Raw genomic sequence first — 14295 nt, 5'->3', positions numbered from 1 at the left:
TGACGCCTGTCGCGCAGCGCCGACGTCCGGGTACGGTGCTGCGGTGACCCCCCAGTACGTCGCCGCCATCGACCAGGGCACCACCTCCTCGCGGTGCATCGTCTTCGACAGGGCCGGGGACATCGTCGCCGTGGCCCAGCGCGAGCACCGGCAGATCTTTCCCCGACCGGGTTGGGTGGAGCACGACGCCGAGGAGATCTGGGACAACGTCCAGCAGGTGGTCGCCGAGGCGCTGCGGGCCGCCGGCACCGACACGTCCGGGCTGGCCGCCGTGGGCATCACCAACCAGCGGGAGACCACAGTCGTCTGGGACCGGGCCACCGGCCGCCCGGTGGCCAACGCCATCGTCTGGCAGGACACCCGGACCGGGCCGCTGCTGCGCGAGCTCGCCTCGGCGTACGGCGAGGAGCGGTTCCGGGCCCGCACGGGCCTGCCGCTGGCCACCTACTTCGCCGGGCCGAAGCTGCGCTGGCTGCTCGACGAGGTGAACGGCCTGCGCGAGCGTGCCGAGCGCGGCGAGGTGCTCTTCGGCACCATTGACAGCTGGCTGATCTGGAAGCTGACCGGCGAGCACGTCACCGACGTGACAAACGCCAGCCGGACCATGCTGATGGACCTCACGACCCTGGACTGGGCCCCGGAGCTGCTGGACGCGATGGGCGTTCCGGCGGCGATGCTGCCGGAGATCCGCTGCTCCGCCGAGGTGTACGGCACGGCCAGCGGGGTGCTCGCCGGGGTGCCGGTGGCCAGTGCGCTCGGCGACCAGCAGGCTGCCCTGTTCGGGCAGACCTGCTTCCAGCCGGGTGAGGCGAAGTGCACCTACGGCACCGGCAGTTTCCTGCTGCTCAACACCGGCGCCAGCCCGGTCCCGTCGACGCACGGCCTGCTCACCACGGTCGCCTACCGGATCAAGGACCAACCACCGGCGTACGCCCTCGAAGGCGCCATCGCGGTCACCGGCTCGCTGGTGCAGTGGCTGCGGGACAACCTCGGGCTGATCTCCACCGCCGCTGAGGTGGAGGAGTTGGCCCGCAGCGTCGACGACAACGGCGGCTGTTACGTGGTGCCGGCGTTCTCGGGGCTGTTCGCTCCGCATTGGCGCAGCGACGCCCGCGGGGTGATCGCCGGCCTGACCGGCTACATCACCAAGGGGCACCTGGCGCGTGCGGTGCTGGAGGCGTCGGCGTGGCAGACCCGCGAGGTGGTCGACGCGATGAACGCCGACTCGGATGTGGCGCTGCGCCGTCTCCGGGTGGACGGCGGGATGACCGCCAACGGCCTGCTCATGCAGTTCCTCGCCGATGTGCTCGACGTGCCGGTGGTCCGTTCCCGGATCACCGAGACCACCTGCCTGGGCGCCGCGTACGCGGCCGGTCTGGCTGTCGGCTTCTGGCCGGACCTGGCCACCCTGCGGGCGCAGTGGCGCTCCGACGCGCAATGGGAGCCGGCCATGGCCCCGGACCTGCGCGAGAAGGAGCTACGCCAGTGGCGCAAGGCCGTGCAGCGCACCCTCGACTGGGTGGATTGACCGCCGCTGCGACGGTCACTCCCAGCGGTTGCCGGTGAGCTTCTCGTAGACGTCGACGTAGCGAGCCCGGGTCGCCTCGACCACCTCGGCCGGCATGTCCGGGGCGGGGGCCTGCTTGTTCCAGCCGCTGCCGGTGGCCCAGTCCCGCACGTACTGCTTGTCGTAGGAGAACTGCACCCGGCCCGGCTGGTACGACTCGGCCGGCCAGAACCGCGACGAGTCGGAGGTGAGCAACTCGTCGGCGAGGACCAGGGTGCCGTCCGGTGCCCAACCCAGCTCGATCTTGGTGTCGGCGACCAGGATGCCCCGGTCGGCGGCCAGCTCGGCGCCGCGCCGGTAGATGTCGATGGTGATCTGCCGGAGCCGCTCGGCGGTGGCATGACCCACCTTGTCCACCACGTCGTCGTACGTGATGGGCTCGTCGTGCTCGCCCATCGGGGCCTTGCTCGACGGCGTGAAGATCGGCTCGGGCAGGATCGACGCCTCGCCGAGCCCTCGCGGCAGTGGCACGCCGGAGACCGCGCCGGTCTGCTCGTACTCCCGCAGGCCGCCACCGGTCAGGTAACCGCGAGCGACACACTCGACCGGGACCATGTCCAGCCGCTGGCAGCGGATGGCCCGCCCGGCGAACTCGGCGGGCACGTCGGTGGCCGAGATGACGTGGTTCGGCACCAGGTCGGCGAGCTGCTCGAACCACCAGAGCGAGAGCGCGGTGAGCAGGCGACCCTTGTCCGGGATCGGTGTCGGCAGCGCCACGTCGTAGATCGAGATGCGATCCGAGGCCACCAGGATCAGGTCGTCGCCGTCGGCGTAGACGTCCCGGACCTTGCCCGAGTGCAGAAGTTCCACGCGCCCTAGTACACCACGCGACATTGGGCTGGCCTGATTCGACCACCCGACCGAGGGTGACCGGACGGACGTTGACACCTTCGTGCGCTGCCTGCGTGAATGGTCCGACCGCCACCCCCGTAGGTCCAGGAGAGCCCCGTGCCCGTTGTTCGACCCCAGCTCGTCCGCCTCGGCGCCGACCCGGGCCGGCGCCGACTGCTCGGCGCGCTGCTCGGCGCACCTCTGCTCGCGTCCGGTGGGCTGGCGGGGTGCAGCGACGGTGCCGCCACCTCGACCCAGGACGGGCCCGTCGAGCTGTCGGTCTTCTGGTGGGGTGGCACCAGGAGGGCCGAGCTCACCGAGAAGGCGCTGCGGCTCTACTCGGATCGCAACCCCCGGGTCACCTTCCGGGTCACCTGGCAGGGCGCCGACGGCTACTACGACCGGCTGGCCACCCAGGCGGGCGGCGGCAACGTACCGGACCTGATCCAGATCGACGACGCCATGCTGACCGAGTACACCCAACGTCAGGTCATCCTCGACCTCACCGACCACCACCTGGATCTTCGGGGCCTGCCGGAGGGTCTGATCCGCTACGGCACGGTGGAGGGGCGGACGATGGCGGTGGCCGCCGGGCAGACCCACGCCGTCGTGGTGTTCAACCGGGACCTGCTGCGGGAGCTGGAGATGCCGGAGCCGCGCGCCGGGATGACCTGGGCCGATTACATCTCCTGGGCCACGCAGGTCACCGAGGCCAGCAACCGTCGGGTGGCCGGCACGATGGACGGGTCGGGCGACTACCGGGCGCTCTGGCTCTGGCTGCGGTCGCAGGGCGGCGAGTTCTACCGGGGCAACCAGCTCGGCTTCGGCGCGGACGAGCTGATCGCGTGGTTCGAGTTGTGGCAGCGGGCCCGCCGGGACCGAGCCACGCCGAGCGCGGCCCTGGTCGAGCAGGCCGACAGCGGCGAGCCGGCCCGGCAACTGGTGGTGAGCGGGGTGACGGCGGCGTCCTTCGCCTGGTCGCACCAGCTACCGGAGCTGCAACGACTCACCGAGTCCGAGTTGGGGATCGTCGGCGTTCCCGGCCCGCCGGGCGCGCAGTGGGCACGGGCGTCGATGTACTGGGCGGCGTTCCGGGGCACCCGCCACCCGGACACGGTCGCCGACGTGATCAACTTTCTGACCACCAATGGTGAGGTCGGCGCCGTCCTCGGCCACGAGCGTGGGCTGAACGCCAGTGCCGCGGTCCGCCGCTACGCCGAGGGCAGCATCACCGACCCGGCCCAGCGACGTGCCGCCGAGTTCGGCGCCAGCATCGCCGACCTGCTCGGGCCGGCGCCGGCGCCGCCGCCCAAGGGGCACGCCAAGGTGCGCACCCTGCTGGTCACCGCCGCCGAGCGCATCCGCGTCAAGCGCGACGGCACCCGCGAGGCCACCGCGCGCTTCCTGTCCCAGGCCATCGCGGCCCTGGCGGTGTGAACACCGGCGGCCGGCCTGAAGCCGGCCGCTGGTGACCTGTCGAGCCTCGGGCCCGCTCAGCGCGGCGGGCCACCCCGGCGGTTGCGCATCAGACGCAGCACCAGGAACACGACGATCGCGACCACCACCAGGCAGCAGAGCAGCGGGAGCACCCCGAAGCCACTGCGGTTCCGCCGCCGGGCGGCCTCCACAACGAGTTCGCCGGTGCCCGTTGACGCCCAGGCCGCGACCGGCACGAAGACCGCGAGTACTACCGCACCGAAGACCGCGCTCAGGCGGCCCCACCACTTACCGAATGAAGACATGTGCCCATCCTCGCCGAAGGGCGCAACCTCGGCACGTCGGTCCACGCCGAATCACGGGACCGGTTGGTCCAGCAACTCTCCGGGCAGGCGCGCAACGCGCGCGCAACGTCCCGGCAAAGATGATGATCTTTACATGAATCTCTCGAGGTGATCGGATTCGCCTCATGCTCAACTCTGTAGACAGTGCGCGGATCTCTCGCACCCGAAGATCTGCGGCGGCAGCGGTCGGCATCACAGTCGTCGCCGCACTCCTCAGCCCCACCGCGGCGCACGGCGCCCCACCGCCCGCACCGCCGCCGACGAGACCCGCTCCGAGCGGCAACGCGGACCGCACACCGGTCACGGTCACGCTCATCACCGGCGACCGGGTGACGGTGACCCCGGGCGTGCAGGGCGCAACCCCCTCGGTGGATGTCAAGCGCGCCCCGGGCGCCACCGGCTCCGTACGCATCTCCACCGAGGGCCGGGACACCTACGTCTACCCGGACGAGGCGTTGCCGTACCTCGCCACCGGTCGACTCGACAAGCAGCTGTTCGACGTCACGCAGCTCATCTCCGAGGGCTACGACGACGCGCGGACCGCCGAACTCCCCCTGATAGTCACCCGCACGACGGGTTCGGCGAAGCTCAGGACCGGCGCCACGCTGCCGGGCGCGCGGACCACGCTGGAGCTTCCCTCCGTCCGTGGCGAGGCGATCCGCACCCGCCGATCGCAGGCCGCGGACTTCTGGTCGGCGCTCACAGCTGGACAGTCGCCGACCGGCCGCAGCGCTGCCACCCCGGCACCCTCCTTCGCGGCCGGTGTCGACAAGGTGTGGCTCGACGGAAAGGCGAAGGCCACCCTGGCCGACACCACCGCCCAGATCGGAGCGCCCGCGGCGTGGGCCGCGGGTGGCAGCGGCAGCGGTGTCCGGGTCGCCGTGCTGGACAGTGGAGTGGACACCACCCACCCGGATCTCGCCGACCAGGTGGTGGCCTCCCGGAGCTTCATCCCCGGCCAGGACGTGATCGACCGCAACGGGCACGGCACCCACACCGCCTCCACCGTCGCCGGGACGGGCGCTGCCTCCGGCGGCAAGGAACGGGGCGTGGCCCCCGACGCCGACCTGGTGATCGGCAAGGTCCTCGACGAGTACGGCAGCGGATCCATCTCGGGGATCATCGCGGGCATGGAGTGGGCGGCGCGGGCCGAGCACGCCAAAGTGATCAACATGAGCCTCGGCGTGAGCGCGTGGCACACCCAGGACGACCCGCTGAGCCAGGCCGTCAACCAGCTGACCGCCGAGACGGGTGCGCTCTTCGTGGTGGCCGCCGGCAACAGCGGACCAGATCCGTACACCCTCGGCGCGCCGGGCACCGCGGACGCCGCGCTGACCATCGGCGCGGTGGACACCTCCGACCACCTGGCGGGCTTCTCCAGCGTCGGGCCCCGGATGAACGACGAGGCCCTCAAGCCGGACATGACCGCTCCCGGGGTGGACGTGCTGGCGGCACGCTCGCAGCACATCTCCTGGGGTGAGGGCTACTACTACGTCGACAGTGGCACCTCGATGGCAGCGCCGCACGTCGCCGGGGCGGCCGCCCTGCTGGTGCAGAAGCACCCGACGTGGAGCGCGCGGCAACTCAAGGACGCGCTGATGAGCACCAGCGTCCGCACGCCTGACTACGACGCCTACCAGGCCGGCAGCGGTCGGTTGAACGTCGCCGCCGCCTACCACCAGGACCAGGTCGTCGCGTCCGGGTCGGTGGACGCCGGCCTCGTCACGTGGTCGCCGGGCAGCACACCACAGCCGATCAAGCGGACGATCACCTACACCAACACCACGGACAGCCCGATCGCGTTGGAGCTCTCCGTCGACCACGGCAGCTCCCCCGCGCAGACGTTCACGGCAACCGCCGACCGCGTCACGGTGCCCGCCCGGGCCAGCGCGACTGTCGACGTCGTGGTGGCCCCGGCCGGCCTTCCCGCCGGCAGGTACTCCGCCCAGGTCACGGCCCGCTTCGCCGGCGGCGAGGTGCACACGGCCGTCGGGGTCGCCGTCGAGTCCAAGAAGTACGACCTCACCATCAACCTGAAGGACCGCGCCGGCCGGCCCATGAGCGGCGAGGTCGAGGTCGTCAACGCCGAGACCGGGTCCGCCTTCATGTGGGTGCCGGACGGAAAGCTCACCGCCCGCCTGGCGCCCGGCTCCTACACCGTCGTCACGGCGGCGGACGTGGAGGGCCTGCACGGGCCCCGCTCCCTCGGGCTCGCGATGCTGACCGCTCCCGAGGTCGACCTGACGACCAACCGGGTCGTGGAACTCGACGCCTCGCGGGCCCGCCAGGTGAAGGTGGCGACACCCCAGCCGACCGCCGTCGTCAACAGCAGAATCGACGTCTACCGCTCCTTCACCTCGAGCGAGCCGACACCCACCGACTGGAGCGCCCTCCGCGAGACGTTCTGGCCGGGCGCCGCCTACGACAGCCTGTGGGCCCTGCCGACCAGGGACAAGGTGCGCAACGGCAGCTTCGTCTTCACCACCCGGATCCGCGCCGAGCAGACGCCGCTGGCGATCAGCCACCAGGGTCGGCACCTCAGCGACCCGCTCACGCAGCCCGGTTCCCCACCGCTGCCCGACGGCACCTCGCGCCTGGACGCCGTCTTCGCGGGCGTCGGCGGCACCGCCGACGACGCCGGCGTCTCCGCCCGCGGCAAGGCCGTGGTCGTCCGCGGCGACGACTCGGTGACCCCCACGGACCAGGCAGCGGCGGCGCACACCGCCGGTGCGGCGATGCTCGTCGTGGTCAACGACCGGGCGGGCCGCAAGAGCGACTGGTACGGCAACCCCGACGGCGTGACGACCGGACCGATCCCGGTGGCCTCGGTGACCATGGACGAGGGCGAGGCGTTGATCCAGAAGATCACCGCAGCGGGCCGCAACCCGGTACGACTGGTCGTGGTCGCCCATCCCACTGCGAAGTACCTGTACGACCTGGTGGACTACCACAGTGGCGGGGTGCCGAAGGACCCGTCCGCCAAGACCGACCCGCGCCACCTTGCCCGGATCGATCTCACCTTCTCGCCGCCCCCGGGGAAGCAGTCCAGCGAGACCCGGATGGACTTCCCCCCGTACGAGTACGCGGCGGCACGGCCGTTCCCGTTCGAGCCGGTCGCGCCGGGCCCGCGCACCGACTGGGTCTCCGCAGGCGGCGGCATCAAGTGGATGCAGTACGCCGACGTCGCCGACTGGGCGCGGTCCAACACGGAGGCCATCGCGTACCGGCCGGGCAGCGTCCAGAGGGACCGCTGGTTCGGGCCCATCACCCGGCCGCGGCTGCTCAGCACGGAGATCCCGTTCCGTGGTGAGACCGCCATGAGCGCCTACATCCAGGGGTTCGGCGACGCGGGCGCCGCCCACAGCGGCGGAGCCAGCATGTCGCAGATCGCCACGTTCTATCAGGGCGACAAGCAGCTGACCCAGTTCGACGGCTGGCCGGAGGTCGGCGCGGGTGACCTGTCGCCGGAGAAGCTGCCGTACCGACTGGTCGTCGAGACCACTGGCAAGCCCGAGTTCAGCCCGTACTCGACCGCCACGCACACCGAGTGGAGCTTCGTCTCCGGCGGCAGCACTGAGGTGCAGGCCATCCCGCTGGTCCAACTGGACTACGGAACGGATGTGGACTTCGCAGGTCGGACGAAGCGTCGAACCGACTTCGCGATCACGCCAGTGGTGGTGGGCAGCACCGCTGCCCGCGACGCCGTGTCGTCACTCCAGCTGGAGATCTCCTACGACGACGGGGCGACCTGGCAGCGGCAGGACCTGCGGGAGAAGAAGGGCACCTGGCAGGCGTCGTTGAACGCACCGCACCGGGCCGACTTCGTGTCGATCCGGGTCACCGCGAAGCAGCGCAACGGTGGCGGCGTCACCCAGACCGTCACCCGGGCCTTCGGCCTGCGGTAGAACCCGCCCGGGGGTCGGCGCCGACGAGGTGCCGGCCCCTGCGGGGCCCCTCATTGCACAGCGGCACCAAACAAGTCCGGCCCCCACACTGTGGGGGCCGGACTCATATCACTTTCAGTGGTAGCGGGGACAGGATTTGAACCTGCGACCTCTGGGTTATGAGCCCAGCGAGCTACCGAGCTGCTCCACCCCGCGTCGACTGGTTAAGACTAACCCACCCGTTCCGGCGATGATCAGCGGGGGTCACCAATCGCTGCGGCTCGCCACGCCAGAAAGTCGAAAGCCCGCCTCCGGTGACCCGGAGACGGGCTTCGAACTTGTAGCGGGGACAGGATTTGAACCTGCGACCTCTGGGTTATGAGCCCAGCGAGCTACCGAGCTGCTCCACCCCGCGTCGGCTCGCTAACCGTAGCGCACCACCCCCGGGCCCCGCAAAACGACATCGGAATCCACCGGATCGCGGTCCGGCACGTCCCGGTCAGCCAAGCCAGACCTTGATGGCGGCGGCGGCGCGGCGACTGTCCGTGTCGACCTGCGCCCGCTGGCTGGAGGTGCCCTCCCAGCCCTGCTCCCAGAGGATGGTCACCACGTCGCCGATCCGGATCGCCCGGATCAGGCGAACCTCGTCCGTACCTGTCGGGTCGCCGTTGACGTCCTGACCCGCGCGGCGCATCTCGAACAGCACCGACTCGTCGCCGAACCCGCTGTCGGGAAGCAGCCGCTGCCTGCTCTCCCCCGGCGTGTCGTCGCCCGGCAGTTTCTGCGCGGGGCAGTCCCGCACCGCCTGCCGCAACTCCTTCAGCACGTCGTCGGCGCGCCCGGCCCGATGGATCGTGATGGAGTGTGCGTAGCTGCCGTCCGGGACGTACCCCTTGGGGGTCTGGGGCAGCTTGTAGATCAGGACTTGAGTTCGGCGGTCCACGACCGCCTCGCTCGGGATGCGTGCGCCGCACAGGCCCGGCAGCGCGGCCACGTCCCGGAACACCGGCGCGATGCCCTTGTCGTTGCTCGGCGCGAGCCTGAAGAACGCCCGATCCGGGATGCGCGTCGGCGTCCTGGGCTGCTGCGTGCCGGTGGCACCCGGAGACGTAGCCGTCGCACTCGGAGTGCGGCCGGGCGTCGTCGGCGGGACGGACGGCGATGGCGAACCGCCAGTCGCGCTCGGAGACGGCGACGCCGACGGCGTCGGCGTGCCGGCCGGCGCGGGTACGGACGCCGACGGCGGGGCGACCACCTGGGCCCCGATCACCAAGCCCACCACCGCCAGCCCCACGGCGAGGGTGCCCCCGGCCGCACGGAGCCGGGCCCGACGGTCCGCCTGGTGCCGGAGGACGTCAGGAAGGCCCAGATCGCGAGCGTCAGCGTCGGCGGCGAGGGACATGTACAGCTCGGACAGTTCACGCGACATCGGTGGCCTCCAATTCCACGACAGCGAGATCGGGCAGCAACGCGGCGAGTCGGGCCCGGCCGCGGGAGAGCCAGGACTTCACAGTGCCAACGGGTACGCCGATCTCATCGGCGATCTCCTCGACCGGCATGTCGAACAGGTAGTGCAGCGCCAACGCTCGCCGGTGGGTTGCCGGCACCTGACGCAGAGCCTGGACCAGCAGCACGCTGTCCTCGTTGGGCGGAGACACCGACGGCGGAGGCCCCGCCAACCGCAACGCGCCCCGCAGACCGCGCAGCCGCCGCCAGCGGTCGGTCGCCAACCGGGACACCACCAACCGCAGCCACGCCTCTGGCGCCGGATGCGCCGACAACCTGCCCCACTGCCGCCAGGCCCGGGCGTACGCCTCCTGCACCAGGTCCTGCGCCTCGTTGTAGTCGCCGACGACCGCATAGCCGTACCGCATCATCCGCCGCGTCGTACTGCGGTAGAAGTCATCGAAGCTTTGCCCGTCCCTCACAACTGCTCCCCCTCATCCACCCCGTTGCAATTGAGGACGGTGGACCGGTGCCGCAGGTTGCGGCCCAGCCGTGCCCTGTCGGCGAGGTGACAGGAGCCCAGTTCCGGACGCGGCGGAGCCCCCGCCGTTCGGACCGGTGCGGTCCGACGACGGGGGCTCCGAGACGTGCTCCCGGCGGTGGCGGGGTCAGCCGCCGGCGCTCGGGCTGGCACCCGGCGCACCAGCGGCCTGCTGCGCCTGCTGGAACGCGGTGAGCGCCTCGTCGAGGGCCTTCAGCGCACGCCCGTACCGCTCGAAGTCGCCCGACGTCTGCGCGGCCCGGACCTCGGTGATCGCGGTCTGCACCCGGTCCGCGGCGGCAGCCAGGTCACCGGTCGGCGCTGGGGTGCCGGCGCTCGGGGTCGGCGTTGGCGCCGCCGTCCCCGAAGGCGTCGGCGTCGGCGTGGGCGTCGTCGGGTTGCCCCCGGTCGTCGGCGGCGGCGACGTGCCCTGCCCGGCCTTCTTACCCTGCTCGACCAACTGCTTGATGCCGTCGTTGATGTTGTCGGCGAGCGCCACGAAGGAGCCACCGTCACCGTACGAGAGCAGCACCTTCTGCAACAGCGGGTACGCGTCCTGCTGGTTGCTCTTCACGTAGACCGGCTCGACGTAGAGCATCCCGTCGGCGAACGGCAACGAGAGCAGGTTGCCGTACTGCACCTGCGCCTGATTGCTGGAGAGCAGGTTGAGCTGCTGACGGATGTTCGCGTTGTTGGTCATCTGCTGGTGCACCTGCACCGGGCCGGAGACCCGGGTCTGGTCCGGCAACTCCAGCACCTCCAGCCGGGGCTGCCCGTCGACATACGACCCGGAGATCAGCGCGGCGAGATTCTGCCGGCCGTTCGGGGTGACCGCCGAGGTGAGCTGGAACCGGGGGCTCTCCTGCCCCGGAAACTGGGTGAACAGGTAGTACGGAGGCTGCTTCTGACCGCTGTCCGGAGCGTCCGGCACGTTGGGCACCTGCCAGAAGTCCTGGGCCGAGTAGAAGTCACCCGGGTTCGTCACGTGGAACTTGGTGAGCAGGTTGCGCTGCACCTTGAACATGTCCGCCGGGTAGCGCAGGTGCTCGCTCAGCTCGACCGGGATCTCCGCCTTCGGCAGCACCAGGTCACCACCGAACGCCTTGTTCCACGCCTTGAGCACCGGATCGGTGTCGTCGTACTCGTAGAGCTTGACAGTGCCGTCGTACGCGTCGACGGTGGCCTTCACCGAGTTCCGCATGTAGTTGACGTCCTCCCGGGCCAGTTGGAAGGTGCCCCGGTTGGTCAACTCGTCGGTGGTCTCGGTCTGCAGGTTGACCTTCTCCGCGTACGGGTAGGAGGCCGCAGTGGTGTAGCCGTCCACGATCCACTGCACCCGACCGTCGACCACCGCCGGGTACGGGTCGCCGTCCAGGGTGAGGAACGGCGCGACCTTCTCCACCCGGTCGCGCGGGTTGCGCACGTAGAGCAGCTTGGAGTCCTCGTTGACCGCCTCGGAGAGCAGGAAGTTCGACTCCTGCTCCTTGATGGCGTACAGCAGTCGCCGGGTGAAGGAGCCGATCTCCACGCCGCCCTCACCGGTGTAGGTGTAGGACTCGCCGCCGCCCTCACCGACCGGCCTGTCGAACTCGGCCTTCTTGTTCGGGTCGGCCTGCCCGACGATGGCGTAGTCGTCGTCGGCCATCCGCTCGCCGTAGTAGATGCGCGGCTGCTTGGCCGGGATCTGCTCGGTCTGCGAGGAGCACGCCTCCTGGGTCTTCTCGCCGAGGAAGCCGGAGACGAAGAACGGCTGCCCGCCACAGACCACCTGGTTGCCCGGGGCGGCCACCAACCCGTACCCGTGGGTGTAGACGGTGTGTCGGTTGATCCAGGTGTTCTGTTGGTCGGTCAGCTCGCCGTAGTTGATCTCCCGGACGCCGACCACGTAGTCGGTCACCTTCCCGTTCACCCCGTACCGGTCGATGTCCAGCTTCGGGCCGAAGTCGTAGAAGCCACGCACCTGCTGGAGCTGGGTGTACGTCTCGCTGACCAGCTGCGGGTCGAGCAGCCGCACGTTCGACACCACCGATGTGTCGGTGGCCAGGTTCCCCGGTGGGGTGAGGTTGTTCGCCGCGTACGGGGTCGTCTCGGTGGCCCCCAACCCGAACGCCGCCCGCGTCGCGTCGATGCTGCGCTGGATGTACGGCGCTTCCTTGTCCTTGGCGCTCGGCTTGACCTCGAAGGTCTGCACCGCCCAGGGGTAGATGCCGCCGATGGCCACCGCGGACACGCCGAGCAGCGCCAGCGAGATCCCCGGCCAGACCAGGTTCCGCATCCAGGCGTTGGAGAACACCAGGATCGCGATGGCGACCACGATCGAGATGTAGGCGAGGATCTCCTTCGCCGGCAGCAACGCGTTGACATCGGCGTAGCCGGCGCCGTACAACTTGGCGCCCTCGTTGTACTCCAGCAGCATGGCCCGCCGGTCCAACACGTACGCGATCGCCTTCAACAGCACGAAGACCGCGACCAGGGTGCTCAGGTGCGCGCGGGCCGCGTTGCTCATCCGGTCGCCGACGCCCTGCAGGCGGACCCCGCCGAAGAGGTAGTGCACCGCCAGCGCGCCGATCACCGCCAGCACCACAGCGGTGAAGGCGACCCCGAGCAGGTACCGCCAGAACGGCAGTTGGAAGACGTAGAAGCCGATGTCGACCCCGAACTCCGGGTCCTTGATGCCGAAGTCACCGCCGTTACGGAAGAGCAGCCACTGGTTCCACCGGTTCTGCGCGGAGAGACCGGCGAAGAGCCCGACCACCGCGGCGGTCAGCGAGATCCAGGTGCCGAGACGCGGGCTGAGCACCATCCGGTAGCGCTCCAGGGTCGCCTGCTCCACCGAGTGCGGACGCAGTCGCGGGCGCAACCGGTAGGCCAGCCACAGGTTGCCGCCGACGATCAGCGCCATGCCGAGGCCGATGGCGAGGAAGAGCACCAACCGGGTGAGCAGGACACCGGTGAAGACCTCGGTGTAGCGGACCTCGTCGAACCAGAGCCAGTCGGTCCACGCCTGGACACCCCAGCCGAGCAGGGTGAAGAGCACGAAAACCCCGACCAGGACCGCGATGGTGACGCGCCCGCGCCGGCTCATCCTCGGGAGGGGGCTGCTGCTACGCATGACCACTGTTGGCTCCGCACGCTCGATATGATCGGCTCCGACCAGGCACCCAGAGTACGGGTTGTTCCTGAGCGTGTCGGGGCACGGTCACACCGGTCAGCAACGCGTCGGCTGACCACCCGCGCGCAACGTCTCCAGAGCGGTCATCGCCTCGTCCAACGAGCCCACCCGCAACAGCGGCAGATCGGGCTGCGGATTGCGGACCGCCTCGGCGCAGTTGTCCGCCGGCACCAGGAAGACCTTCGCCCCGGCGCGCTTGGCGCCGACCAGCTTCTGGGCGATCCCGCCGATCGGGCCGACGGCGCCCTCGTCGTCGATGGTGCCGGTGCCGGCGATGATCTGGCCGCCGGTGAGGTCGGCCGGGGTCAACTTGTCCACGATCCCCAGGGCGAACATCAGACCGGCGCTCGGCCCACCGATGTCCCCCAGGTCGATCCCGAGCGTGAACGGGTGCGGCTGCTGCTGATCGATCTCGACACCGATCCGCGGTCGGCCGTCCTGCTCCTGACTGGTCACCGTCGCGGTGGCCGACACGCCGTCACGGGTGTAGCCGATGGTCAACGCCGTGCCCACCGGCTTGGCCCGGACCAGCTCGGTGACCTTCGCGGCCACCGGCACCGGCTGACCGTCGACCGAGGTGATCAGATCGCCGGCCTTCAGCGCCCCGGCCGCCGGGCCATCCCCGGCCACCGTCTTGATCACCACCTGCACCGGAAAGCCCAGCTCCCGCAGCGCGGCGGTCTCAGCGCTGGTCTGCGACGCCTTGAAGTCCTCGGCGTTGCGCTGCTCGACCTGCTCCGTCGACTCCCCCGGCGGGTAGACCAGCTCACGCGGCACCACCGCCTCGTCGTCGGAGAACCAGCCCGCGATCGCCCCCCGCAACCGCACAGTTGGCTGCACCCCCACCGTGGTCAACCGCAACTGACCGGCCGAGGTCGAGGTCTCCCGACCGGAGACCTGGATGACCTCCTTGCCGTCGGTAGTACCGAGGGTGTTGACCGTCGGCCCCGGGCCCAGCACCACGTACGGAATCGGCACCCGGAGCACCCCGATGCTCAGCAGGGCGGTGAACAGGGCACCGAGCAGGACCGTCAGGCCACGACGTCTCATGCCGCAGAGCGTACCGACCGGTC

9 protein-coding genes and 2 tRNA genes are annotated in these 14295 nt (G+C 70.5%); 3 read left to right on the top strand and 8 right to left on the bottom strand.

Annotated elements, in window-relative coordinates:
- Positions 1-43 precede the first annotated feature (43 nt).
- Positions 44-1528, top strand: a complete 1485-nt coding sequence (gene glpK / locus ACLJOK_RS30435; RefSeq protein ID WP_410821948.1) for a glycerol kinase GlpK — start codon at positions 44-46, stop codon at positions 1526-1528.
- A gap of 15 nt (positions 1529-1543) precedes the next feature.
- On the opposite strand, the gene ACLJOK_RS30430 is transcribed toward glpK, so the two are convergent.
- Complete coding sequence (locus tag ACLJOK_RS30430; RefSeq protein WP_410821947.1) at positions 1544-2377, bottom strand: phosphoribosylaminoimidazolesuccinocarboxamide synthase; 834 nt, start codon at positions 2375-2377, stop codon at positions 1544-1546.
- Between the two features lie 138 nt (positions 2378-2515).
- On the opposite strand from ACLJOK_RS30430, the gene ACLJOK_RS30425 reads away from it, so the two are divergent.
- Entirely contained in the window at positions 2516-3835 is a 1320-nt protein-coding gene (locus ACLJOK_RS30425) for an ABC transporter substrate-binding protein (protein ID WP_410821946.1), read from the top strand.
- A gap of 56 nt (positions 3836-3891) precedes the next feature.
- Here the strand turns inward: ACLJOK_RS30425 and ACLJOK_RS30420 are convergent, their stop codons facing one another.
- Positions 3892-4140 carry a hypothetical protein gene (locus ACLJOK_RS30420; protein ID WP_410821945.1) on the bottom strand — a complete coding sequence of 83 codons (249 nt, stop codon included), beginning with the start codon at positions 4138-4140 and terminating at the stop codon, positions 3892-3894.
- Between the two features lie 164 nt (positions 4141-4304).
- Between ACLJOK_RS30420 and ACLJOK_RS30415 the strand changes: the two genes are divergently transcribed.
- Entirely contained in the window at positions 4305-8084 is a 3780-nt protein-coding gene (locus tag ACLJOK_RS30415; protein WP_410821944.1) for a S8 family serine peptidase, read from the top strand.
- Between the two features lie 118 nt (positions 8085-8202).
- On the opposite strand, the gene ACLJOK_RS30410 is transcribed toward ACLJOK_RS30415, so the two are convergent.
- The 6 genes from ACLJOK_RS30410 to ACLJOK_RS30385 all read right to left on the bottom strand — a co-directional run bounded on the left by ACLJOK_RS30410 (position 8203) and on the right by ACLJOK_RS30385 (position 14272).
- Positions 8203-8279 (bottom strand) — tRNA-Met (locus tag ACLJOK_RS30410).
- Positions 8280-8404: 125 nt separating this feature from the next.
- Positions 8405-8478 (bottom strand) — tRNA-Met (locus ACLJOK_RS30405).
- Positions 8479-8562: 84 nt separating this feature from the next.
- Positions 8563-9492 (bottom strand): hypothetical protein, encoded by a 930-nt coding sequence (locus ACLJOK_RS30400; protein ID WP_410821943.1) that lies wholly within the window; start codon positions 9490-9492, stop codon positions 8563-8565.
- Positions 9482-9991, bottom strand: coding sequence for a SigE family RNA polymerase sigma factor (locus tag ACLJOK_RS30395; protein WP_112668863.1), 510 nt, complete (start codon positions 9989-9991; stop codon positions 9482-9484). The genes ACLJOK_RS30400 and ACLJOK_RS30395 overlap by 11 nt, the downstream gene beginning before the upstream one ends.
- 186 nt (positions 9992-10177) lie before the next feature.
- Complete coding sequence (locus ACLJOK_RS30390) at positions 10178-13162, bottom strand: UPF0182 family protein (protein WP_410821942.1); 2985 nt, start codon at positions 13160-13162, stop codon at positions 10178-10180.
- Positions 13163-13258: 96 nt separating this feature from the next.
- On the bottom strand, positions 13259-14272 hold the full coding sequence (locus ACLJOK_RS30385; RefSeq protein WP_410821941.1) for a PDZ domain-containing protein: 1014 nt from the start codon (positions 14270-14272) through the stop codon (positions 13259-13261).
- Between the last annotated feature and the right edge of the window lie 23 nt (positions 14273-14295).

Source organism: Micromonospora sp. 050-3 (assembly GCF_046549335.1).
Taxonomy (GTDB): domain Bacteria; phylum Actinomycetota; class Actinomycetes; order Mycobacteriales; family Micromonosporaceae; genus Micromonospora; species Micromonospora trifolii.
Note: the sequence above shows the minus strand (reverse complement) of the source record. Positions and strands in the feature narration are given on the sequence as shown.